The organism is Pseudomonas sp. LBUM1656, from assembly GCF_059716065.1.
This window is the reverse complement of the sequence record NZ_CP166800.1, coordinates 2,994,218-3,018,360: the sequence shown is the minus strand read 5'-3', so window position 1 is coordinate 3,018,360 and position 24,143 is coordinate 2,994,218. Positions and strand designations below refer to the sequence as shown.

General features: G+C 58.8%; 21 protein-coding genes and 1 pseudogene. 17 read left to right on the top strand and 5 right to left on the bottom strand.

The window, feature by feature from the left end:
- Positions 1 to 192 precede the first annotated feature (192 nt).
- The 10 genes and pseudogenes from ACA072_RS13820 to fapF all read left to right on the top strand — a co-directional run.
- Positions 193 to 1,062 (top strand): annotated as a pseudogene (locus ACA072_RS13820) (cache domain-containing protein); the annotation flags it as partial.
- Between the two features lie 123 nt (positions 1,063 to 1,185).
- Positions 1,186 to 1,920, top strand: coding sequence for a methyl-accepting chemotaxis protein (locus ACA072_RS13815; RefSeq protein ID WP_497624988.1), 735 nt, complete (start codon positions 1,186 to 1,188; stop codon positions 1,918 to 1,920).
- Positions 1,921 to 2,157: 237 nt separating this feature from the next.
- A complete protein-coding gene (gene pnuC / locus ACA072_RS13810; RefSeq protein WP_497624777.1) occupies positions 2,158 to 2,721 on the top strand; it encodes a nicotinamide riboside transporter PnuC in 564 nt (187 codons plus the stop codon).
- A complete protein-coding gene (locus ACA072_RS13805) occupies positions 2,718 to 3,242 on the top strand; it encodes an AAA family ATPase (protein WP_497624776.1) in 525 nt (174 codons plus the stop codon). Before pnuC ends, ACA072_RS13805 begins: the two co-directional genes overlap by 4 nt.
- A gap of 331 nt (positions 3,243 to 3,573) precedes the next feature.
- Complete coding sequence (gene fapA / locus ACA072_RS13800) at positions 3,574 to 4,011, top strand: functional amyloid chaperone FapA (RefSeq protein WP_497624775.1); 438 nt, start codon at positions 3,574 to 3,576, stop codon at positions 4,009 to 4,011.
- A gap of 1 nt (position 4,012) precedes the next feature.
- Positions 4,013 to 4,585, top strand: a complete 573-nt coding sequence (gene fapB, locus ACA072_RS13795) for a fibril amyloid subunit FapB (RefSeq protein ID WP_497624774.1) — start codon at positions 4,013 to 4,015, stop codon at positions 4,583 to 4,585.
- 51 nt (positions 4,586 to 4,636) lie between these two features.
- Positions 4,637 to 6,067, top strand: a complete 1,431-nt coding sequence (gene fapC / locus ACA072_RS13790; RefSeq protein ID WP_497624773.1) for an amyloid-like fimbrin subunit FapC — start codon at positions 4,637 to 4,639, stop codon at positions 6,065 to 6,067.
- A 62-nt stretch (positions 6,068 to 6,129) separates the two neighbouring features.
- Positions 6,130 to 6,810 carry a fibril amyloid maturation endopeptidase FapD gene (gene fapD, locus ACA072_RS13785; RefSeq protein WP_497624772.1) on the top strand — a complete coding sequence of 227 codons (681 nt, stop codon included), beginning with the start codon at positions 6,130 to 6,132 and terminating at the stop codon, positions 6,808 to 6,810.
- A 33-nt stretch (positions 6,811 to 6,843) separates the two neighbouring features.
- On the top strand, positions 6,844 to 7,590 hold the full coding sequence (gene fapE, locus ACA072_RS13780; RefSeq protein ID WP_497624771.1) for a fibril amyloid subunit FapE: 747 nt from the start codon (positions 6,844 to 6,846) through the stop codon (positions 7,588 to 7,590).
- A gap of 46 nt (positions 7,591 to 7,636) precedes the next feature.
- Complete coding sequence (gene fapF / locus ACA072_RS13775) at positions 7,637 to 8,917, top strand: fibril amyloid transporter FapF (RefSeq protein WP_497624770.1); 1,281 nt, start codon at positions 7,637 to 7,639, stop codon at positions 8,915 to 8,917.
- A gap of 173 nt (positions 8,918 to 9,090) precedes the next feature.
- Here fapF and ACA072_RS13770 read toward each other — a convergent pair whose 3' ends face one another.
- Positions 9,091 to 10,416 (bottom strand): sigma-54 dependent transcriptional regulator, encoded by a 1,326-nt coding sequence (locus ACA072_RS13770; protein ID WP_497624769.1) that lies wholly within the window; start codon positions 10,414 to 10,416, stop codon positions 9,091 to 9,093.
- A gap of 343 nt (positions 10,417 to 10,759) precedes the next feature.
- Here ACA072_RS13770 and ACA072_RS13765 point away from each other — a divergent pair, with 343 nt between their 5' ends.
- The 3 genes from ACA072_RS13765 to nhaB all read left to right on the top strand — a co-directional run bounded on the left by ACA072_RS13765 (position 10,760) and on the right by nhaB (position 14,187).
- On the top strand, positions 10,760 to 11,026 hold the full coding sequence (locus ACA072_RS13765; protein WP_497624768.1) for a DUF1652 domain-containing protein: 267 nt from the start codon (positions 10,760 to 10,762) through the stop codon (positions 11,024 to 11,026).
- Positions 11,027 to 11,317: 291 nt separating this feature from the next.
- Positions 11,318 to 12,631 carry an NHL repeat-containing protein gene (locus tag ACA072_RS13760; protein ID WP_497624767.1) on the top strand — a complete coding sequence of 438 codons (1,314 nt, stop codon included), beginning with the start codon at positions 11,318 to 11,320 and terminating at the stop codon, positions 12,629 to 12,631.
- Positions 12,632 to 12,684: 53 nt separating this feature from the next.
- Positions 12,685 to 14,187, top strand: coding sequence for a sodium/proton antiporter NhaB (gene nhaB / locus ACA072_RS13755; protein WP_497624766.1), 1,503 nt, complete (start codon positions 12,685 to 12,687; stop codon positions 14,185 to 14,187).
- Between the two features lie 116 nt (positions 14,188 to 14,303).
- On the opposite strand, the gene ACA072_RS13750 is transcribed toward nhaB, so the two are convergent.
- Genes ACA072_RS13750 through gnd form a run of 3 tightly spaced genes read right to left on the bottom strand, consistent with a single transcriptional unit; the run spans position 14,304 to position 17,622 of the window.
- Positions 14,304 to 15,125 (bottom strand): HAD family hydrolase, encoded by an 822-nt coding sequence (locus ACA072_RS13750; protein ID WP_497624765.1) that lies wholly within the window; start codon positions 15,123 to 15,125, stop codon positions 14,304 to 14,306.
- Positions 15,122 to 16,645 (bottom strand): glucose-6-phosphate dehydrogenase, encoded by a 1,524-nt coding sequence (gene zwf / locus ACA072_RS13745; RefSeq protein ID WP_497624764.1) that lies wholly within the window; start codon positions 16,643 to 16,645, stop codon positions 15,122 to 15,124. Before zwf ends, ACA072_RS13750 begins: the two co-directional genes overlap by 4 nt.
- The gene (gnd, locus tag ACA072_RS13740; RefSeq protein ID WP_497624762.1) at positions 16,642 to 17,622 is read right to left on the bottom strand and encodes a phosphogluconate dehydrogenase (NAD(+)-dependent, decarboxylating); all 981 of its coding nucleotides are present in this window, start codon (positions 17,620 to 17,622) and stop codon (positions 16,642 to 16,644) included. The genes zwf and gnd overlap by 4 nt, the downstream gene beginning before the upstream one ends.
- A gap of 270 nt (positions 17,623 to 17,892) precedes the next feature.
- Between gnd and ACA072_RS13735 the strand changes: the two genes are divergently transcribed.
- From ACA072_RS13735 to ACA072_RS13720, 4 genes are all read left to right on the top strand, one after another.
- A complete protein-coding gene (locus ACA072_RS13735) occupies positions 17,893 to 18,075 on the top strand; it encodes a DUF6026 family protein (protein WP_109630878.1) in 183 nt (60 codons plus the stop codon).
- A 203-nt stretch (positions 18,076 to 18,278) separates the two neighbouring features.
- The gene (locus ACA072_RS13730; RefSeq protein ID WP_497624761.1) at positions 18,279 to 20,024 is read left to right on the top strand and encodes a phosphoethanolamine transferase CptA; all 1,746 of its coding nucleotides are present in this window, start codon (positions 18,279 to 18,281) and stop codon (positions 20,022 to 20,024) included.
- A gap of 305 nt (positions 20,025 to 20,329) precedes the next feature.
- Positions 20,330 to 22,567: a TonB-dependent siderophore receptor gene (locus ACA072_RS13725; RefSeq protein WP_497624760.1), complete on the top strand. Its 2,238-nt coding sequence runs from the start codon at positions 20,330 to 20,332 to the stop codon at positions 22,565 to 22,567.
- Positions 22,568 to 22,664: 97 nt separating this feature from the next.
- A complete protein-coding gene (locus ACA072_RS13720) occupies positions 22,665 to 22,874 on the top strand; it encodes a hypothetical protein (protein WP_461981970.1) in 210 nt (69 codons plus the stop codon).
- 56 nt (positions 22,875 to 22,930) lie between these two features.
- On the opposite strand, the gene chrA is transcribed toward ACA072_RS13720, so the two are convergent.
- The gene (chrA, locus tag ACA072_RS13715) at positions 22,931 to 24,139 is read right to left on the bottom strand and encodes a chromate efflux transporter (RefSeq protein ID WP_497624759.1); all 1,209 of its coding nucleotides are present in this window, start codon (positions 24,137 to 24,139) and stop codon (positions 22,931 to 22,933) included.
- Positions 24,140 to 24,143: the final 4 nt, after the last annotated feature.

The window sequence follows — 24,143 nt, the reverse complement described above, 5'->3', positions numbered from 1 at the left end:
CCCCCAAAGGCGATGCGCCAAGGCATGCCCCATTAGTTTTTTAAGCGTTCATCGCGCCAAGCGTAGCTGAAGTCCCGCGCGCAAAGGATCCAGACGGAGCCATAAAAATTCCGTGAAAAATCAACTTGGATTCAGGTTTTTCCGCGCGGGGCCGAAATCCTATCAGACAAGCCTCGATAACGCTGCCGCGTAATGAGACTTGGGTCGCATATGCCCGACCGGCAAAGCGTGGTTGGATGCTGGCAATCGTTTATTACAAGAAAAAGAAATCGGAGTGACAGCGTTATGAACAGCTTGCGCAGTGTGTCGATCAGCCGACGCTTGTGGCTCATCTTGATCGTGTCGGTGGTGATGTTATTGACCTTGGGCGTGTTGATGCTCAAGCAAATCCATGATGACCTTTACCAGGCCAAGGCCCAGAAAACCCAGCACGTGGTGCAGACCGCCAGCGGCATCCTGACTTACTACCACGGCCTGGAAACCGCCGGCACGCTCACCCGCGATGCCGCGCAGAAGCAGGCGCTGACCGCCGTGCGCGGGCTGCGATATGACCAGAACGACTATTTCTGGATCAACGACTTGACGCCGGTGATGGTGATGCACCCGGCCAACCCCAAACTCGACGGCCAGAACCTCTCGGCGATCCGCGACCCGGACGGTTTTGCACTGTTCAACGAAATGGTAGCCGTCGCCAAGGCCAAGGGCGCCGGCACGGTCAATTACCGCTGGCCTAAACCGGGCGCCAGCGATCCGGTTGAAAAAACCTCTTACGTCAAACTGTTCGAGCCGTGGGGTTGGGTCATTGGCTCCGGCGTGTATATCGATGACATGCAGGCGGAGTTCCATGCCCAGGTCTTGAAGGCTTCTTTCGTCGGCCTGGTGATTGCGCTGATCATGGCGTTGCTGGTGATCATGATTGCTCGCAGCATCGTGCGTCCGCTCCAGGCCACGGTGAACGCCATGGCCAATATCGCCAGTGGCGAAAGCGACCTGACCCGCAGCCTCGACACCCATGGCCAGGACGAAGTCACTCAGTTGGCCCGGCACTTCAATGCGTTCACCGCCAAACTGCGTGGGGTGATCAGTGAGTTGCAAGTGTCTGCGAGCGCCCTGGGCCAGTCGTCCAGCGAACTGGGTAACGACGCCGCCCAGGCCCAGCAACGCAGCCAGCAGCAATCCCAGCAAATGGAACTGGTGGCAACGGCAATTAACGAAGTGACTTACGGCGTGCAGGACGTGGCCAAGAATGCCGAGCATGCCGCCAGCGAAATGCGCGATGCCGAATCCCAGGCACAGCAGGGGCAGATCAACATTGATGGCAGCTTGCAGCAGATCGACAAACTGTCCGGCACCATTGATCAAGCGGTTGAGGTGATTCGTACCCTGGCGGCTGAAAGCAACCAGATTGGCAGCGTGCTGGAGGTGATCCGCTCCATCGCCGAGCAAACCAACCTGCTGGCCCTCAACGCAGCCATCGAAGCGGCCCGGGCCGGTGAGCAAGGTCGAGGCTTTGCGGTGGTGGCCGATGAGGTGCGCCTGTTGGCCCAGCGTACGCAGAAGTCCACGGCAGAGATCCAGTCGATGATCGAACGCCTGCAAACCCACTCCGAAGCGGCGGTCAAAGTGATCGGCGACAGCAGCCGGGCTTCGCAACTGACCATTGAACAGGCCGGCCTGGCCGGCGCCAGCCTGAATGCAATCGGCCAGGCGTTGCGCAACCTCAACGGGCTGAACGCATCGATCGCCAGCGCGACCCTGCAGCAAGCCCATGTGGTTGAAGACATCAATCAGAACGTCACCCAGGCGGCAGGCTTGTCCCACAGCACCGCGCTGGCGGCGGAGCAGTCGAGTGTGGCGAGCGTGCGGCTCAAGGACTTGAGCGAGCAGTTGAACAGCCTGCTCAAGCAGTTCCGCGTGTAAAAACGCCCTTGTAGCAGCTGCCAAGCAGCGCGAGGCTGCGTTCGGCGACGAAGTCGTCGTAAACCCAGCGAACACGGTTTTACTGATGCACCGCGGGGGCTGATTTCACGACGACTGCGTCGCCGAACGCAGCCTCGCGCTGCTCGGCAGCTGCTACAGGCCGCGTGAGTCGGTTCTACTTGGCGGCGTCTGTCGGTACAATCCGCCCCCCTCTTTCGTTTTCCCCAAGGAACCTCCATGTCCGGGCTTGAACTGTTTGCCGCTACCCTCGGCGTGATTGCCGTCTGGTTGACGGTCAAACAGAACCCCTGGTGCTGGCCGATCGGGCTGGTCATGGTGCTGCTTTATAGCTGGATCTTTTTTGAAGTGAAGCTGTATTCGGACATGCTCCTGCAAGTGATCTACGCCGCGCTGCAGATTTACGGCTGGTGGCAATGGACCCGCGCGGGTGAAGCGAATAGCGGTCGGCAGGTCAGCCGGCTCGATGGCAAATCGATCGCAACGGGCCTTGCGGCTGGCGCCATCGGCAGTCTGCTGCTGGGTGCCGCAATGGCGCACTGGACCGATGCCGCTCAGCCATGGCTCGACGCCGCGTTGACCGGGTTCAGCCTGGTGGCGCAACTATGGATGGCGCAAAAGCGCGTGCAATGCTGGCCGTTGTGGGTAGTCCTTGATGTGATTTTCGTCGGGCTGTTCCTTTATAAAGGCATGTACCTGACCGCTGCCCTCTATGCGCTGTTCCTGTTGCTCGCCGTACAAGGCTGGCGTGAATGGCGCGCTGACCCGGCCTTGCACGCATGAAGGTGTTGGTGCTCACTGGCCCGGAATCGAGCGGTAAAAGCTGGCTTTCGGGCGAGATTCACGCCAATTTTGGCGGCATATTAGTCAATGAGTACGTTCGGCACTTTATCGAAAGCGAAGCCCGAGAAACCCGCTACGATGACATTACATCGATAGCTCATGGCCAGCTTACGTGGGAGGACGAAGCACGTGCCCGGCAACCGTCACTGCTGATTCTCGATACGCACCTACTCAGCAATATCCTTTGGAGTCGCACGTTGTTTGGCGCTTGCCCGGCATGGATCGAACCTGCATTGCTGGCACGGCACTACGACCTGCATTTGCTGCTGAGCCCGGAAACCGTGGCCTGGCATGACGACGGTCAGCGTTGCCAACCGCAACTGGTAGAGCGCCAGGCGTTTTTCCAGGCCAGCCGCGATTGGCTTGACCTGCACCGCCTGCCTTGCCAGGTACTGCAAGGTGACTGGCAACAGCGCAAGGACGCGGCATTCGAGGCTGTGACGCGCTTGCTTAACACTTGATCGGGGCGCCTCGCCCCGCTGCAACTGTCCATTCCTGAAACATCCCTTCCTGCGCAAACCCCCGATCTAAAGCGGCCCGAGCGTTTGCGCAAGAAAACGTTAAGCCGGTGATACAACCTGCCTTCAATGCCCTTAGCGAGCACGGCTGCCCGCATGGACGGCGTTTTTGCGTGGCTCTGTCTCAGTGGCGTTACATAATTTTTTTGACCCCCCCGACAATTAAAGCCAACCAACTGTTTTTGAAAGAAAAACAGAAAGCGGCACACCTTCTGCTCTCTACCTCGCAACGCTGATAAGGGCCAGCGTTTCAATTACAGAAGGAATTGCCGCCGTGGGGAAATTTGATCGAAGCATCTATGGCCTACTGCTAATCGGATGTGCACTCGGATCTGGTGTTTGCCTGCCGGTACAGGCTGACAACGGCATCATTACTATCAAACGTGATGTCCAGACCCGCAACGCAACCATCCCGCCGGTCATCCCCGACCCTAACCCCACGACCGTCAATGCCAACCCGTCCAGACAAATCCTGCAGCAAACGAACGAGTTGAGCGACGGCGACTTTGCCAACGTCGCCAGTGGTGCAGGCATCAACCGCCTGGTGACTCAAAACACCAACAACCTGGGCGGCAATATCAGCAACCAGACCCAACTTTCCAACCTCCCTGCCGGACGTTCGGGAAATTCGGGCAATGGTATTGCCAACATGGTCAATTCCAACATCCAGCAAGGCCTGGGTGCTCTGAAAATCATAACGGGAGACCGTTAAGATGAATCGTACGCTGCTGATTCTCGCCATGTTTTGCAGTGCATCGACCTTTGCCCAACCTCCCGTCATCAATAACGCCGACATCGACGGTTCGGGCATGCAGTACCAAGGCAACCTCACGGTCAACCAGGCGGCGGGCGATTTTCAGCAACAGGCCAACGCCCGGGCCATCGCCATTGGTACCAATGCCAGTGCGACCACGCAAATTCGCCAGCGTTTGCGCACCGTTGTCGACCCCAGAATGGATGCCCAATCCAACATTCAGGGCGACTCCTTCAGTCACGGCAACGGCGTACTGGGTGTCAACCAGAGTGCGGGCGCCAGCAACCAGCAAGCCAACGCACTGCGTATCAGCATCAGTACGCAGCCGCAAAGCATCGACGACAGCGTCCTCATGCAACAGAACGTGGCGCTGCTCAACAACTCCGATCCAACTGACTCTGCACCAGGCTATCGCCAGGTCACTACCAGTGACCAGGCATTCACCGGTAGCCGTGGGGTGATCCAGCTGAATCAGAGCGCCGGGGTGGGAAACCGAACGGCCAACACCCTAAGCGTACGGGTCGCGAATTGACCCAAAAGGTAGGTAACAACACTTAACCTAAAATAAGTACGGAGAATCACCATGAAACCTTCGATGGCAATCAAGCCTCTGGTTTTCGCAATTGCTGCGGTCATGGCTGTTGCTGTACAAGCTGGGCAAAACGACCGTAATAATGGCCACCACAATGGTGGCCATCATAACGGTGGTCAACACACCCCTCCTCCAACAAAGATCCCTGTTTACGCGACTGCCAATGCCTGGGATAACCAGAGCAGCACCGGCAACCGCATCCGTAACGAAGGGACTGTCAACGACGCAAGTATGAGCAGCTCTGCCACGGGCACCAGCGGCAACGTCGGTGTCAACGTGGCAGCCGGCGCCGGCAACCAACAAGACAACGCGGCCGCCATCGCAAACGCTGCTTCAGACTCCAGTCTGGATAACAGCTTCGTGTTCGGCACTGCCTCTGCTACCGCTAGCGTCCGGCAATACAGCAACAACAACCGGGTGGACAACTACGGCGTCACAAACACTGGCGCGATGAGCGGATCGGGCAATAACGGCAGCGGCAATATGGGCATCAACATTGCCGGCGGCGACCTGAACCAACAGAAAAACACCATGGCCATTGCCAATACCAATGCTCCACTCGGTAACGCAACAGCCACCGCTTCTGCCGATCAACAAGGCCCTGGCCTGATTGTGAATAACAATGCAGACCGGACTTATCGTGTGGATACCATCACCGTTACCAATACGGCGAGCGGCAGTTTCTCCAAAGATAAGTCGTTTGAAGCAAGCGGCAGTCAAAGCGCTTCTTCCAGCTGGAACAAAGCCGGTTCCAAAAGCTATGACGCCAGCGGATCAAAAAGCGTTGATATAAGCGGTTCCAGCGCCAGCAATGCGAGCGGTTCCAACAGCAGTAATGCCAGCGGATCCAACAGCAGCAGTGCAAGCGGTTCTTCGAGTGCTTCGTTGAGTGCTTCGTTGAACGCTACGCTGGATGCTACTGCGGCGGCTTCCAACTCCTCTACCGTCAACAATGGCTGGGGCGACCGCACTCGCAGCAGTTCTTCCGACGCATCGTTTAACGCATCGCTCGACGCGACGCTGGATGCATCGATAGACAAATCGTACGACAGATCGCACGAATCCTCGTACGACAAATCGCGCGATTCCTCGTACGACAGATCTCGCGATTCGTCGTTCGAAAAATCGTACGACAAGTCGTACACGAAGTCGTCTGACTCCTCGTACGAAAAATCGGGCAGTCAATCGTCCGAGTCTGCGTATGACAAAGCGAAAAGCTACAGTGAAAGCAGCTCTTATGATTTGAGCAACACCTACTCCTATCAAGTGCTGACTCCAACTGGCTGGGCCAACCCTGTGACCAACACTGCAACCCTGACAGGTTCGGTGAATGGCGGCAGCGGCAACCTGGGCGTCAACGTGGCTGCCGGTGTGGGCAACCAACAAAGCAACTCGCTGGCCATTTCCAACAACTCGTTCTAATGGCTGTCTCTGGAGGCCCCCTTACGGGGGCCTTTTTCAACACCACCAGAGGGCGTCTCACCATGCGCATAATCGCCTTGGCATTTTTGCTTTGCTTGGCCAGCGTGATCGAAGCTGCACAAATGCCGCTTTCCATCCTTCCGGGCGGTGCAATTGTGTATAAGCCGATCCAGAGCGTACGCGAGCGTAAATTTTCCGACCTGGTGCAACAGAAAACCGACTTCAGTTGCGGCGCAGCGGCGCTGGCGACCATTTTGCGCCAAGCCTATTGGCTCGACGTGAATGAAGAACAGATCATCGAAGGCATGCTGGCTCACTCCGATCAAGACCTTGTCCGCGTCCAGGGCTTCTCCATGCTCGACATGAAGCGTTACGTGGAAAGTATCGGCATGCGCGCCCGCGGCTATCGGGTAGCACCGGAAACGTTGAGCGATATCAGAATTCCGGTCGTAGTACTCATGGATATCCGTGGCTACAAACATTTTGTGGTCATGCAAAGAGTCCATCAAGGCTGGGTCTATATCGGCGATCCGGTACTCGGCCATAAACGTTACAAAGTCGACGACTTCATAAAAGGCTGGAACGGCATCATCTTTGCCGTCATTGGCCAGGGCTACGACAAAACCAACGCGTTGCTCGACCCGCCCATGCCACTGACCGCCAGGAACCGCGTCAACGCCTTCAACCCGGTGCAGGACGCAGAGTTGATGGATTTTGGATTTATCCAAAGCGACTTCTTCTAATAACAAGCGAGCATGACGCTCCGGGAGCATCCAATGAAGACTCCATTCTGGCTGGCCGTGGTTTGCATGGCCGCCAGCCTGCCAACCCAGGCACAGACGTTCAAACCCATTGAATTGAAGGATCAGGAACTGGCGACTCTGCGAGGCCGCTATGTCATGCCGGGACGCATCATCAGCTTCGGCATTGCGATGACCAGCACCTGGCAAAATGCCAACGGTGAAGTGATCGGCGCAACTTCCACGATGCAAATTCAACAATCGACCATCAAGCCACAGTTCTATGTGTCGATGATCGATGAAAAAGGCAATGGCTCAGCGCGCTCGCAAAGCACCGGCACCGGTTCCGTCACTGGCGGCAGCGGCCTCAACACCACCGAAGGCGTCACCCAGGTCGTGCGGGCTGCCGGCGACAATAATACGGCCTACAACAACGTCGACATCAACGTCACAAAAGCCAATCAGGCGCCAGCCACCCAACAGCAGGGCCAGGCACTGGCCGCAGGCTCGACATTGATCGGCAACAATGGCGCGGGCTCAATGAGCGTTTCCTCGACCGGTACGGGTGTGCAATTCAACATCGTGGCCAACAACAACCAGGGCAGTACCGTACAACGCCTGGCCCAGGGTGGACTGATGCAGAACACGACTTTGCTCGGCAGTAGCAACCAGGTCCGCAACCTCACATCCTTCAATGTCGTGCTACGTGACAACGTGCCGTCAGCCGGGTCGGTGAGCGGCAATCTGGACCAGCTCAAAGGTCTTCGCACTCTCGGATTCTGATCTACGCTCAGTCTCATCAGATGTAGTCAGAAGGGACGGCTAACCCATGCAACGATCTTTAACGTTCAGAGCTTTGGTATGTTTGAGTAGCCTGGCCCCGGCCTCAATGCTATACGCAGCACCGGACCCCCAGGTCGAAATCCTAAAACAAGAACTCATGGAGCTGAAACAGCGTTACGAAGCACAACAGAACGCGTTGATGGTACTCGAGCAACGCGTTCGCCAAGTCGAAGAAGCACCGGCAACACCGGCTCCCAAACGCCTCACCAAATCCCCCGCCGAAGGCACCAAGGGTGGCCAGGCTGTGGCCGCCGGTGCGCCGGGCACCACTGGCAGTTCCTACGGCCAATCGCTCAAGGACGATTCGGAGCCTGCGCAAAGCGTTTCCAACCTGTATGACGAAGCCAGCGGCTTCTTCGGTGGCGGCAAGTTCAGCGTCGAAACCGGCCTGACCTACACGCACTACGATACCCGAGCCCTAACGCTCAACGGCTTCCTGGCACTGGACTCGATTTTCCTCGGCAACATCAACCTCGACCGCATCAAGGCCGACAACTGGACCCTGGACCTGACCGCCCGGTACAACGTGGCTCAACGTTGGCAGTTCGACATCAACGTCCCCGTGGTTTATCGCGAATCAACGTATTCCTCCGGTGGTGCCGGTGGCGCAGGCCCCGTGACATCGGACGCAACCGTTACCCGCGACCCGACCATCGGCGATGTGAACGTCGGCGTTGCCTACAAATTTCTGGATGAGTCGGCCAACCTGCCCGACGCGGTCGCTACACTGCGCGTCAAGGCACCGACAGGCAAGGACCCTTACGGCATCAAGCTGGTCAGCGACCCGACCAACGATAACCTCTCGGTCCCCGAGGATTTGCCGACCGGCAATGGTGTCTGGGCGATCACCCCGGGTATCTCGCTGGTCAAGACCTTCGACCCTGCCGTGCTGTTCGGCAGCCTGTCCTACACCTACAACATGCAGGACTCTTTCAGCGACATCAGCCCTCAGGTCGGTTCCAAGGTGAAAGGGGACGTGAAGCTGGGCGATTCCTGGCAGATCGGCGCCGGCATTGCCTTCGCCTTGAACGAGAAGATGAGTATGTCGTTCTCGTTCACCGATCAGTTCGCCCGCAAGAGCAAGATCAGGCCGGACGGTGGTGATTGGCAGTCGATCTCCAACAGCGACTACAACTCGGCCAACTTCAACATCGGCATGACCCTGGCCGCCTCCGACAACCTGACGATCGTACCCAACCTTGCCATCGGCCTGACCGATGACTCGCCAGACTTTTCCTTCAGCCTGAAATTCCCGTACTACTTCTGATCCACAACAACAAAGCCCCGCCGGGACTTCAATCCCGGCGGGGCTTTTATATGTTTGTGTGTGTGGAACCTAAAAAGCTCGCAGCCTCGTTTCACTCGACAGCGGCTACATGGGAATGCGTTCATCCTGTAGCAGCTCGAGTGAGACGAGGCTGCGACCTCTTGATCTTGCGTCTAACGGATCTGATGTTTGTGCAACAAACGGTAGAAGGTAGGCCTGGAGATCCCCAGCACCTTGGCGGCGATGCTCAGATTATCGCTGTGGCGGTTGAGTACATCGCACAACGCCTGGCGTTCAGCGCGGGTCTTGTAGTCTTCCAGCGTGCCCATCGGTGCGGGAATCGTGTGCTGGCTGAGCAACCCCAGGTCTCGCGCTTCGATCTGCCGGCCCTCGGCGAGTACCAACCCGCGACGGACCCGGTTGGCCAGCTCGCGAACATTGCCCGGCCAGTCATGTTTGCCCATGGCAATCAGGGCGTCGTCGCTGAAGCTGCGAGGGCGGCGGCCGGTTTCATGGCTGTAGAAATGGGAGAAGTGGTTGGCCAGCATCGATAAGTCACCATGGCGTTCGCGCAGTGGCGCAGTGACGACTTGCAGCACGTTCAGGCGATAGTACAAATCCTCACGAAAGCTTTTCTTCTCGACCGCCGCCTCAAGGTCGACATGAGTCGCCGCCAATACCCGCACATCCACCGGAATAGGCTGGCTGCCGCCGACATGCTCGATGTGTTTTTCCTGCAGGAAGCGCAGCAGATTGGCTTGCAATTCCAGTGGCAGGTCACCGATCTCATCAAGAAACAGTGTGCCGCCATTCGCCGCTTCGATCCGGCCGACCTTGCGTTGGTGGGCGCCGGTAAAGGCGCCTTTCTCGTGACCAAACAGTTCGGACTGGATCAAGTGTTCGGGAATCGCCCCGCAGTTGATTGCCACGAAAGGCCTGTTGTGACGCTGGGATTGTCGATGCAGCGTGCGGGCCACCAGTTCCTTTCCGGTACCGCTCTCGCCACGAATCAATACCGGAGACTCGGTGGGCGCCAGCTTGCTGAGTAATTTACGCAGTTCGCGGATCGGCTTGCTGTCGCCGAGCAGCTCGTGCTCTGGCTGATCGATATGAATCGTGCCCTGCCCGCGCAAGCGCGCCATGCCGAACGCCCGACCCAGCGTGACTTGCACCCGAGAGACGTCAAACGGCAAGGTGTGGAAGTCAAAAAACCATTCGCAGACAAAGTCACCGACATTTTGCAGGCGCAGGACTTCCTGGTTGAGGACGGCGATCCACTCGGTACCGCTGCGACTGATCAGTTCTTTGACAGCTTCCGGGCGTTCAAGATGAAAGGGTTGTAATCGCAACAGGCCAACGTCGCACGTTCGGTCGCCGGCATTTTCCAGGGAACAGCTGTCAACATCCCAGCCCACAGAGCGCAGACCCGGCAACAGACGATGACAGTCGTCGCAGGGGTCAACCACTAACAGACGTCGTAACGCAGGCGTTTCGATCATGACTGTTCCTTGACGCCAAACTTTAGGAAATATTATTAAAAACAGTCGTTTGGCGGATCTGGCTGTAACATTAGCAAGAATTTGACGCCACCTTGTACCGTTTGACTATAGGGACGTCGCGTTATTAGTTATAAGAAAGAGTTTGTTAGTTACCTAACGAGTTCAACCTTTCATTCAGCTTTCAAAAATCGCCCTGCATTGAGTATATGAAAGAAAGTTGAAATTTCTTTTGATTGAGGTGTGACCTGACCCCCGGTTGAGGGCATCAGTACAAGTAACCAGCCGAACGGTGAGCCCAACCGACGGCCTGTCACTTGATTGGGCATAATAGAGAGAAGATCCCATGACCGCCCCGCTCCGTATCAACGAAGCTCTTTTGATTGCCGACCGCGCATTTCAACCTTTTCAATGCGTAGCCTGGGCCCCACAAGACGGTAACGGCGAACTCTGCCTGACGGTGATCGATCGCACCAGCACCCCTCTCGGCCGCACACAAATACCATGCAGTGCGTATACCGACCCGGCGCAACTTGAACACATTCTTGAAGAAGCTCGCGCTGAACTGAGCGAGGATGGCTACACGCTGCAATCCTGGTCCATGCCGCACTAAGAGATTCGGCGTTTAAAGCGTAAAAAGATCGCAGCCTCGTTTCACTCGACAGCTCCTACAGGGAAAACGTATTCCATGTAGGAGCTGTCGAGTGAAACGAGGCTGCGATCTTTTGCTTTATTGCTTGGCAGGCTTGTCAGTGGTTCGAAAAGACACTGTTCTGGCACAAAGCGACCCTCCACCCGTTAGTTGTGACAGTTGTGCAATCGTGCGTTCAGGGATTGAATGTTTTGCACACGCAGTTGCCCTCCCGGTCCCCGGGTTTCGGTCAGCTCGCAAGGAGACGCGCGCATGCCAAACCAGACTGCTTTTGCCCTACCTGCGGCGCAGTACACGGCCGGCCACCTCGATAAAAGCTTCGCCGCCAACGGCAAAACCCAAGTGTATTTCGCCGCCAGCACGTCGAGCATCGCCAACAGCGTAGCGATCGACTCCAGCGGCCGCATTCTGGTGGCGGCGAAAGTCGGCACACGGGGCGGCCATTGCTTTGGCCTGGCTCGCTTGCTTGAAGACGGGTCGGCGGATCTGGCGTTCGGCACCTGCGGCAGTGTCATCGGGCAATTCCAGCGCGGGTTTGAGGCCATGGCGGGCAAGGTCCTGGTCCTGGACGACGGCAACATCCTGGTCGCTGGCCTGCACTATGAAGACGCTCACCGGACACTGCCGGCGCTGGCAATGTTCGACTCGCAAGGTCATCTGGTCAGGGGCTTTGGCGACAATGGGTGCTGCGTCATTCGTTTGCCGGGGAATCTGTCACGAGGCGTGCGCGACGCCTGGCTTCCTCCCGGCGTACCGGGGGCTGAAGCCTGCGATGTGCAGGTACAGGCTGACGGCCGCATCCTGCTGCTGGCCAATCACCATTTCGAACTGGCCGATCACGTGGGCCTGCTGATTCGTCTCACCGACACCGGCGAGCTCGATGACTCTTTTAATGGCCGCGGTTTTGTCATGGTCAGGCATTTGCTGATGAACTCCTGGCTCAGCAGCCTGATGGTGCAGCGAGACGGTCGGATCATGGTCGGCGGATCGATCAATTTTCCCGAAGAAGGCTTGCTGGCGCGTTACCTCTGCGACGGCAGCCTCGATGACCACTTCGCCGTCGATGGTTTCATGACCTTCAGTGTTCAGGGACACAGCGTTCAGGTCAGCCAGATCGTCCAGCAGGAAAATGGTGATTTGCAGTGTTTTGGCAGCTGTCGCGACCCGATGCAAAGCCTGGCGCTGAAACTGCACAGCAACGGTCGCCCGGACGTTCATTGCAACGGTGGCCAGCCACACCTGCTGAAAATCGGTCGCAGCGGTTGCCAGTGGAATGCCGCCCAGCTCCAGCCGGACGGCCGGGTACTGGCGGTAGGCGCCACGATTGGTGGAGTTGAAGCCGACTTCCTGTTGGCCCGCTATTTACCTGGCGGACAGCTGGACCCTGGCTTTGCCGAGGGCACTTGCTGGGTTCGCACCCGTCTGGGCCGCAGCCTGGACACCGCCACGTCGGTGGCTGTTCAGGCGGATGGAGGCATCGTCGTGGCGGGTTATTCGCTGGACGGCAACTACCGGGCAGTCGTCGTGCGCTACCTCGGTTCGGCCAACGACTTTTCCCACACTTGATCTTCCCCTCGGCTTACGGCAAGTTGCGCGCTTCTTAATACAAGGAGTAGCCGATGTCCGGTTCAATGGCCCAGGCTTTCGCGCACAACTTTCTCGGCCACTCACCCCGCTGGTACAAGGCGAGCATTGTCGGCTTCCTGATACTCAACGCACTGGTGTTGTGGACGATCGGTCCGGTGGTGACCGGTTGGCTGCTGGTGCTGGAGTTCATTTTCACCCTGGCCATGGCGCTCAAATGTTATCCGCTGATGCCCGGCGGGTTGCTGCTGGTCGAAGCGTTGCTGCTGAAAATGACCACGCCCCAGGCGCTTTACGACGAACTGGTGCACAACTTTCCGGTGATCCTGCTGCTGATGTTCATGGTGGCGGGCATCTACTTCATGAAAGACCTGCTGCTGTTTCTGTTCTCGCGCCTGCTGCTGGGGGTTCGTTCCAAGGCCCTGCTGTCCCTGATGTTCTGCTTTCTCTCGGCGTTCCTGTCGGCGTTCCTCGATGCCTTGACGGTGACGGCGGTGATCATCAGCGCTGCCGTGGGGTTTTATTCGGTGTATCACCGCGTCGCCTCGGGCAACGATCCGCGTCAGGACAGTGAGTTCAGTGACGACCAGCACCTGCCCACACTGCATCATGACGACCTCGATCAGTTCCGCGCGTTCCTGCGCAGCCTGCTGATGCACGGCGCCGTGGGCACGGCGTTGGGCGGTGTTTGCACGCTGGTTGGCGAGCCGCAAAACCTGCTGATCGGTCACGAGATGGGTTGGCACTTTTCCGAATTCTTTCTGAAAGTCGCGCCTGTTTCATTACCGGTATTGGTTGCCGGTCTGGTGACGTGCGTGTTGCTGGAGAAACTGCGCTGGTTCGGTTACGGCACGCTGCTGCCGGACAACGTGCGCGCGGTGCTGGCCAACTATGCGGCCGAAGACAACGCCGAGCGCACCTCGCGCCAACGCGCCTCCCTGATCGTTCAAGGGTTGGCGGCGCTCATTCTGATTGGCTGCCTGGCGTTTCACGTGGCTGAAGTGGGCCTGATCGGCTTGATGGTGATCGTGTTGATCACCGCCTTCACCGGCATCACCGACGAGCACCGTATCGGCAACGCGTTCAAGGACGCCATGCCGTTCACGGCATTGCTGGTGGTGTTCTTCGCAGTGGTCGCGGTGATTCACGATCAGCAGTTGTTCACGCCGCTGATCCAGTGGGTGCTGGCGCTACCGGCCGATCAGCAGCCGGGTATGTTGTACATTGCCAACGGTCTGCTGTCGGCCATCAGCGATAACGTGTTTGTGGCGACCATTTACATCACCGAAGTGAAACAGGCGTTTGTCTCCGGCCATATGAGCCGTGAGCACTTCGAAACGCTGGCCATTGCGATCAATACCGGCACCAACCTGCCGAGCGTGGCGACGCCAAATGGTCAGGCGGCGTTTCTGTTTTTGCTGACGTCGGCGATTGCGCCGCTGATTCGACTGTCGTACGGGCGGATGGTGTGGATGGCGTTGCCGTATACGGTGGTGATGGGTGTGTTGGGTTGGTACGCCGTGAGTTTCTGGCTATAACACAATCCTAAAATGTGGGAGCGGGCTTGCTCGCGAATGCGGTGTGTCAGTCAATATTTGTGCTGAATGACACACCGCATTCGCGAGCAAGCCCGCTCCCACATTGTTTTGTGTACTTACCTGGGGAGGATGTACCGCTCAATCGCCTGGGCCGCGCCGTCTTCGGTGTTGGCGCCTGTCACCACATCGGCCTGGCGCTTCACCGCCTCTTCCGCCTGCCCCATGGCAATCGACAACCCGGCGCAATGAAACATCGCCGGGTCATTGCCGCCATCGCCCATCGCGGCGGTCTGTTCCAGCGGCACACCGAGAAACTCGGCCAGTGTCGCCAACGCAGCACCCTTGTTCGCCTGCATCGCCGTCACGTCCAGATACACCGGCTGCGACCGCGAGACCTGCGCCTGGCCTTCCACTTTCGGCAACAGCTGCGCTTCCAGCTCGATCAACAATTGCGTGTTGTTGCTGGTGGCGACGATCTTGTCGATGCGCGTCAGAAACGGCTCGAAACTCTCGACCACCACCGGCGGATAGCCTAGGCCGTGCTGCTCGCGCGGGACCATCGGCCCGTTCGGGTCCTTGAGCAACCAGTCACCGCCACTGAACACCCAGACTTCAACGTCCGGCTGATCGGCAAACAGCGCCAACGCCGTCAGTGCAGCCGTGGCCGGCAAATAATGTGCGACCAGCAAGCTGCCGTCCGGATTGACGATCGTGCCGCCATTGAACGCCGCCGTCGGCAGGTCGACGCCGAGGGCTTCGATCTGCTGCAGCATGGCTTTGGGTGGACGCCCGGTGGCCAGGCTGAACAGCACGCCGGCCTCGCGTAATGAGCGAACTGCCTCGATGGTGCGCTGGCTGAGCGTGTGATCGGGCAGCAGCAAGGTGCCGTCCATGTCGCTCAGCAGAAAACGGATGGGTTGTTGCGGGACGTCACTCATCCGAGGCAGTGCCAGACGCGACCGTCACGGGCCAGCAGCTCATCAGCCGCCTGCGGGCCGTTCTCGCCGGCCGGATAACGCTGCACGCTCGCGTCCTGCTGCCAGGCGTCGAGGAATGGCTGCACGGCGCGCCAGCCGTTCTCGATGTTGTCGGCGCGCTGGAACAGCGTCTGATCGCCAGTCAGGCAATCGTAGATCAGCGTTTCGTAGCCGGTGGACGGCTGCATTTCAAAGAAATCCTTGTAGGCAAACCCCAACTCAATGTTGGCCATTTTCAGTGCTGGCCCGGGCCGCTTGGCCAACAGGTCGAACCACATGCCTTCGTTGGGTTGAATCTGGATTCGCAGATAGGTCGGTTGCAGCTCATCGACCTCGGTATCGCGAAACTGCGCGTATGGCGCCGGCTTGAAGCAAATGACGATCTCGGTGTCGCGCACGCTCATGCGTTTGCCGGTGCGCAGGTAGAACGGCACGCCAACCCAGCGCCAGTTGTCGATCATGACTTTCAGCGCAACGTAGGTTTCGGTGTTGCTGTCGGGCGCGACGTTGGCTTCCTCGCGATAACCGGCCAAGGGTTTGCCATCGCGTTCGCCAGCCGTGTATTGGCCACGGACCGAGTTGGCCCGCGCCTCTTCCGTGGACCACGGACGGATCGCGCCGACCACTTTGGCTTTCTCGCCACGGACCGCATCGGCGCCAAAGGCTGCCGGCGGTTCCATCGCCACCATCGCCAACAACTGGAACAGGTGATTGGGCACCATGTCCCGCAAGGCGCCGGTGTGCTCATAAAAACTGCCACGGGTTTCCACGCCGACGGTTTCGGCGGCGGTGATCTGCACGTGGTCGATGTAATGGTTGTTCCAGAACGCTTCGAACAGGCTGTTGGAGAACCGGCTGATCAGAATGTTCTGCACGGTTTCCTTGCCCAGGTAGTGATCGATCCGGTAGATCTGGTTTTCCGACATCACCTTGAGCAAACACGCGTTCAACGCTTCAGCGGTGTGCAGATCGGAGCCGAACGGTTTTTCGATCACCACCCTTCTGAAGGCTTCGGGTGTCTCTTGCAGCAAGCCGGCGGCGCCGAGGCGGCGCACCACTTCACTGAAGAAACGTGGCGCGGTGGCCAGGTAGAACACCGCATTGCCCGTGCCGCTGGCGGCGATTTTCGCCGCCAGCGCTTGATAAGTGCTGTCGTCCAGGAAGTCGCCCTGGACGTAGCTGATGCCTTTGGCCAGTTTGGCCCACAGCGCCGGATCAAGGGCTTCATCGCCCTTGCCGACTTTGGTGGCCGCTTCGGTCCGAATGAAATCTTCGAGCTTCTGCGCAAAGGCTTCGTCACTGATGGCGTTGTGGTCAACGCCGATGATCCGCAGTCCATCGCCAAGCAGACCGTCGCGACTCAGGTTGTACAGCGCCGGCATCAGCAAGCGCTTGACCAGGTCACCATGGGCACCGAACAAAAACAGCGTGGTCGGTGGTGCGGGTTCTGCCTTGGATTTATTGCGGATCAGACGCGTCATTTTTTCGAAGTCTCCACATGGCCGCCGAAGCCGAAGCGCTGGGCCGAGAGAATCTTGTCGCCAAAGGTGCCCTGGCCGCGCGAACGGTAGCGGGAGAACAGCGAGTTCGACAGCACCGGCACAGGCACCGATTGCTCCATGGCGGCTTCGATGGTCCAGCGGCCTTCACCGCTGTCAGCCACCGAGCCTGAGTAACCGTCGAGTTTCGGGTCGCTGGCCAGTGCGTCGGCGGTCAGATCGAGCAACCACGACGACACCACGCTGCCACGGCGCCAGACTTCGGCAATGTCGGCCACGTTCAGGTCGAAACGCTGGTCTTCCGGCAGGTTGGTGCGGGCCTTGGTCTTGAGGATGTCGAAGCCTTCGGCAAAGGCCTGCATCATTCCGTACTCGATGCCGTTGTGGATCATCTTCACGAAATGGCCAGAGCCTGCGGGACCTGCGTGGATGTAACCGCGCTCGGCGCGATCATCTTCCGACTTGCGGTCCTTGGTGCGCGGGATGTCGCCCATGCCCGGCGCCAGGCTGTCGAACAGCGGATCAAGGCGTTTTACGACCTCGCCTTCGCCGCCGATCATCATGCAGTAACCGCGCTCCAGGCCCCAGACGCCGCCGGAGGTGCCGACGTCGATGTAGTGCAGGCCTTTCTCCGACAGGGTTTTGGCCCGGCGGATGTCGTCCTTATAAAAGGTGTTGCCGCCGTCGATGATGGTGTCGCCGGCTTCGAGCAAGGTGCTCAGGGTGTCGATGGTGTCTTCGGTCGGCGCGCCGGCCGGCAGCATGACCCACACCGCACGTGGCTTGGCCAGGCCTGCGACCAGCGCCGGCAGGTCGATGACGCCCTTGGCGCCTTCTGCGGCCAGGGTATCGACGAAGGCGGTGTTGCGGTCGTAAACAACGGTGGTATGCCCGTTGAGCATCAGGCGACGCGCAATATTTCCGCCCATGCGGCCCAGTCCAATAATCCCGAGTTGCATGTGCTGATGCTCCCTACTACAAATAAAGTGTGTCAAAGGTTATAGCCCAACGCGACTAATGTGGGTTAGTCCAGAGCGCTGGCGTGAAGTTTCCGGGCATTGTGCCCGATCCTGACTGATAACGTCAGAAATCGAACTGAAGACACAACGACCATGAAAAATAAAAAAGTTCCCTTCAGGGGCAAAAGAAATCAAAATTGGCGCCGATAGTAAATAAGCACCGATGTCGGGGCGGATTTACAGTTGAGACAGCCATTTGCGAGGTGAGCAATGGGCACAGTACAAGCAGCACGGCCAGCACAAACCCTTTACGTCACGATCCGTCGTGATGAATTGCGCCAGTTGAAAGAAGAGCGCGACCTGCTCAAGCAGGAGCTCGCGCAGCTGCGCTTACTCACACAAAGCTCTTCGGCTCAGCCCTTGCCCGTCACCCAGCGCGCTCCTCACGCCTGATTCCCACGCTTGATCCGGAAACAGCCCTCTGCTGTTTCCGACACCGCTCCCCGCCTTGCCGTTTACGGCAACTCACAAAGTTTTCACATCGACTTGTTGATACTCCGGCTCATTATGGCCGCTCGGTATCCGCGCGGCTTCCGTTCGTCGGCAACATGGAAGGCTCCCGACGTGTCGACGTGATTTCTTGGCTGGAGCGCTGAATGACTGTGTTTAAACGCAGCACTACGACTGCGAAAGGTTTCGATTGGGCAGGATTTCTCTGGTTGTTCCTGTTCTTCTGGTATTTTTCCGGCATTACCCAACTGCTGATTCAACTGACGGGCACCTCCGGTTTCACCGGGTTCCGCCAGGCCTTTGTGATGAGCGCCATCTGGCTCGCGCCGATGCTGCTGTTCCCTAGACAGACACGGGTAATGGCCGCGCTGATCGGCGTGGTGTTGTGGGCCTGTTCGATGGCCAGCCTGGGTTACTTCTTCATCTATCAGCAGGAATTTTCCCAGAGCGTCATCTTCATCATGTTCGAATCGAACATCTCTGAAGCCGGCGAGTACATGACCCAGTATTTCGCCTGGTGGATGGTGGCGGCGTTCCTCGCCCACACGCTGTTCGCGTATTTCCTGTGGACCCGCTTGCGCCCGGTGTACATGCCCCGCGGTCGTGCGCTGGTGGCCGCGACCGCCATTTTGGTGGCCGTGGTCGGTTACCCGCTGATCAAGCAGACTGCGCGCACTGGCAGCCTGGCCGGCGGCTTCGAGAAATTCGAAACCCGTATCGAGCCGGCGGTGCCTTGGCAAATGGCGGTGGCGTATCACCGTTACCTCGATACCCTGGCCGGCATGCAAGACATGCTCGACAGCGCGAGCAAGATTCCACCGCTCAAGAACCTCAAGGACACGATGGCCAACCAGCCAGCGACCCTGGTGCTGGTGATCGGCGAGTCCACCAACCGCCAGCGCATGAGCCTCTACGGTTACCCGCGTGAAACCACGCCGGAACTGGACAAGCTCAAGGATCAGATGGCGGTCTTCGACAATGTCATCACCCCACGCCCGTACACCATCGAGGCGTTGCAGCAGGTACTGACCTTCGCCGACGAAGAAAACCCGGACCTTTACTTGTCCACGCCGTCCCTGGTCAGCATGATGAAACAGGCGGGTTACAAGACCTTCTGGATCACCAATCAGCAGACCATGACCAAGCGCAACACCATGCTCACGACGTTTTCCGAACAGGCCGACGAGCAGGTGTACCTGAACAACAACCGCAACCAGAACGCAGCGCAGTACGATGGCGACGTGATCGCGCCCTTCAACAAGGCACTGGCAGACGCCGCGCCGCGCAAGTTGATCGTGGTGCATTTGCTCGGCACGCACATGAGCTATCAGTACCGTTATCCGCCGACCTTCAACAAGTTCACCGATCGCAAAGGTGTGCCTGAAGGCGTGCGTGACGATCAGGTGCCGACGTACAACAGCTACGACAACGCGGTGTTGTACAACGATTTTGTGGTGTCGAGCCTGATCAAGGACTACGCCAAATCCGATCCCAACGGCTTCCTGATGTACCTCTCGGACCATGGCGAAGACGTCTTCGATTCCCCGGGCCACAGTACGCTGGGGCGCAACGAGGCCAAGCCGACCGCGCCGATGTACACCATTCCGTTCATGGCCTGGGCTTCGCCGAAATGGCGTGAAACCCACGACTGGAGTTTTGCCGGTGACCTGGGGCGGCCATACAGCAGTTCGCACCTGATCCACACCTGGGCTGATCTGGCGGGCCTGAGTTTTGATGAACTGGACCGCACCAAGAGCCTGGTCAGCGACCGCTTCACGCCGCGGCCGCTGATGATCGGCAATCCGTATGAACGTCAGTCGCGTCCATTGATCGACTTCAGCCTGATGAAACCCAAGGGCAAACCTGGCGATCCGGAAGTTGCGCATAATTAGACCATGGCTCTAGCGCACACCTTGTAGCAGCTGGCGAAGCCTGCGTTCGGCTGCGCAGCAGTCGTGAAACCTGTGCATGCGGTATTGCTGAAATACCGCATTGTCTGATTTTACGACTGCTGCGCAGCCGAACGCAGGCTTCGCCAGCTGCTACAGGTCTCGTGTTTCCAACTTTCTTCTGCATTCAAAGCCACTTCCGAAACATCGCAAAATAACAATAATTCTCGTTTAGACCTAAATCCCCTTCTCCCCCTTCGTCTTTGAACAAACGGAATTTTTCCCTCGAAGACAAGGAGTCGGCTGCGATGTTCGCGCCTATCACCCGTTCCATGACCTTGACCCTGGGCCTGTGCAGTGCTGCCCTGAGCCCCGATCTATTGGCCGAAACCACCCCGGATCAAGCACCGAGTCGCACCCTTGAACTGGGCGCCACCAGTGTGACCGCCCAGGGATTGGGCAGCACCACCGAAAACACCGAGTCGTACACCACCGGCGCCATGAGCACGGCGACGCGGCTGAACCTGTCGATCAAGGAAACGCCACAATCGGTGTCCGTGGTCACGCGCCAGCAGATGGATGACTTCAAACTCGGCACGCTCTCCGAAGCCATGAGCCAGACCACCGGCGTGGTGGTTCAGCACAACGATTCGGACCGCATCAGCTATTCGTCCCGCGGTTACTCGATCAACAATTTCCAGATCGACGGGATGCTCAACACCTTCGGCTACATGAAGTCCGATTCCGACACCATCATCTACGACCGCATCGAAGTGGTTCGCGGCGCGACCGGCCTGACCACGGGCGCCGGCGATCCGTCTGCGACGATCAACATGGTGCGCAAACGGCCGACCGCACAATGGGAGGCCCAGACCGGTGTCAGCGGCGGCAGCTATGACGATTACTACAGCTATGTGGACGTCGGCGGACCGCTGGCCTTCGACGGGCGCCTGCGCGGTCGCAGTGTGCTGGCCTATCGCGACAGCGGTTCCTACCGAGACAAGTACGCGCTGCAACGGGAAGTCGGCTACGGGATTCTCGAAGCCGACCTGACCGACGACACCGTGCTGGCCGTGGGTTACGACTATCAGGACAAACAGGTGCAAGGCACCTCCTGGGGCACCGTGCCGTACTGGAACGCTGACGGCAGCAAAGCCAACCTCGGACGCTCCACCAACATGGCCACGCCGTGGAGTTCCTGGCCGCTGAAGGACAAGACTGCGTTTGCCACGCTGGACCAGCAATTGGGCGCCGGCTGGCACCTCAAGGCGGCCTACACCCACCGTGAGAGTGACACCGACGGCAAGATTTACTACGGCGGTGGCGGTTTCCCCGAGGCGGATCGCAGCGGCATGTTCGCCAACGTCAGTCACATGATCGGCACGGAAAAAATGAAGGCCTATGACTTCAACGTGTCCGGCCCTTATTCGCTGTTCGGGCGCGAGCACGAAATGATGATCGGCTATGGCGAAGCCGAACGTCGCGAAGACAACCCTTACACCGTAGACGGCGCACGGTCGCCGGATTACGAGAGGGTCCCCGACTGGAAGTACATGGGCGGCATCCCCAAATTCCCCGACACCGTCACCAGCCTTAAAGGCTCCGATGAAAGCACCCGGCAAAAGGCCGGTTACCTGGCCACGCGCCTGACCCTGACCGACGACCTGCACGCGGTACTCGGCAGTCGCTACGGCAGCTGGGAGATCTCGAAAAACGCCTACAACTACGACCGCAACCTGCAACGGACCGGTGTCGAAACCACCAGCCAGCAGCACCACGACATGTGGACGCCTTACGCCGGGCTGCTCTACGACCTCACGCCTGAATACACGGTGTACGTCAGCTACACCGACATTTTCAAGCCGCAGGACGAACGCGACAGCAATCACAAATACCTCGAACCGGTGGTTGGCAGCAACTATGAGCTGGGGCTCAAGGGCAGCTTGCTGGAAGAGCGACTCAACCTCGCCACGGCGGTGTTCTGGAGCAAGCAGGACAACGTCGCCGAACGCGACGACTCGGTGCCACCAGACCCGGTCACCGGTGAGGAATTCTTCAAATCAGGCGGCAAAGGCAACAAGGTCCAAGGCTTCGAAGCCGAGGTCTCCGGCGAGGTCATGGCGGGCTGGAACATGACGGCCGGCTACACCTACACCCACTCGGCCGATGGCGAGAAGCAGCGCAACAACACCGCTCAGCCGTTGAACATGCTCCGATTCTCCACGGCCTATCGCCTGCCCGGCGACTGGCAGGCATTAACCGTAGGCGGCGCGGTGAACTGGCAAAGCGACGTCTACCGCGCCGCCAGACGTCCAGTCGGCCGGGGCGCCGATGGCGAGATCATCACCGCCAGCACCAACATCCGCCAGGAGGCCTACACCGTGGTCAAGCTGATGTCGCGGTATGAGTTCGACAAGCACCTGTCGGCGTCGTTGAACGTCGACAACCTGTTCGACAAGAAGTATTACGACAACGTCGGGTTCTACAACGGCGTCTATTGGGGCGACCCGCGCACGGTCACCCTGAGCCTTGACTGGAAGCTCTGACGCGGTTGATTCCCAATTCACGGAATCGGCGGATAATGACCCGGCAACATTGGCTCATGGATGAAAGGCACCCGATATCCGTAGTGGGAGGCAAACCATGAAACGTACTGCGTTGATCCTCGCCAGCCTGATGATGTTCGGTTCGACCGCTGCATTTGCCGAAGGCGGCGCCGAGCGCATGCGGTATTACTTCGAAACCCTGCATCTCAAACAACAGCAGGCAAACGGCGTCGAAACCAGATCTATTGAACTGAGGGTTCCGAACGATCAAACCGCACAAGTGACCGAAACCTATCGGCCGAAATAAACGATGGCAAACGGGCGTCCTGATGGACGCCCTTTTTTATGCCCGTTCAAATGGTTTCAAGCGCCGAGCAGCACGCCGCATAACCCGCCCAGCAGCACCAGCAACCACGGCGGGCATCGCCAGAACAGCAGCGCCATCAACGCCAGCACCGCCAACAGCCCATCCCGCGGGCTGAGAATCGAGGTGGTCCACAACGGCTGATACAACGCGGCCAGCAACAGCCCGACCACCCCGGCATTCACCCCGGCCAGTGCCGCTTGCACCCGGCCATTGCCACGCAAACGCTGCCAGAACGGCAGGACGCCGATCACCAACAGCAGCGACGGCAAAAATATCGCCAATACGCACACCAGCGCACCGCTCCAGCCGCTGATGGACGCGCCGAGAAACGCCGCGAACGTGAACAGCGGCCCCGGCACCGCTTGCGCGGCGGCATAACCGGCGAGAAACACGTCATTGCTCAGCAATCCCGAGTTCACCACCTGACTTTGCAACAGCGGCAACACGACGTGGCCGCCGCCAAACACCAACGCCCCCGTTCGGTAGAAGCCATCGAACAAGCTGATCAACGAGCCCGGCCAGCGGTGCGCAATCAGCGGCAAACCCAGAAGCAGAGCCACGAACAGACCGAGCGCCAGCCAGACAGCCACGCGACTGAGTCGAATCGACAGGCCCTCCTGTTGCGCTCCGTTTGCGTTATGTAGCAAGGCCAACCCAATTAACGCCGCCACGGCCATCACCGTCATCTGCCCCACAGACGTAGGCCAGAGCAGAACCCCGGCAGTCGCCACGAACATAATGCCCACGCGCACCGGACCTCGGCATAACGTGCGGGCCATGCCCCAAACGGCCTGGGCAACCACGGCGACGGCAACAATTTTCAGCCCGTGAATCAAACCCGCTGGCAACGCCCAGCCACCGTGGGTGATGCCGATTGCCAACAACGTCAGGATCAGCGCCGAGGGCAAGGTGAAACCCGCCCATGCCGCCAATGCCCCCGAATAGCCGGCGCGGGACAAGCCCAGCGCCATGCCCACCTGACTGCTCGCCGGGCCTGGTAGAAACTGGCACAGGGCGATCAGTTCGGCGTACGCCGCTTCGCTCAGCCAGCGCCGACGCGCTACTAACTCGCTACGAAAATAGCCAAGATGCGCGACAGGGCCGCCAAACGAGGTCAGCCCCAGACGCAGGAAAATCAGGAAAATCGCCCACGGTTTATCGGTTGTCACGGGTGCCCTGCCCTGCGCGCCATCGAGGCTGTTCATGGGC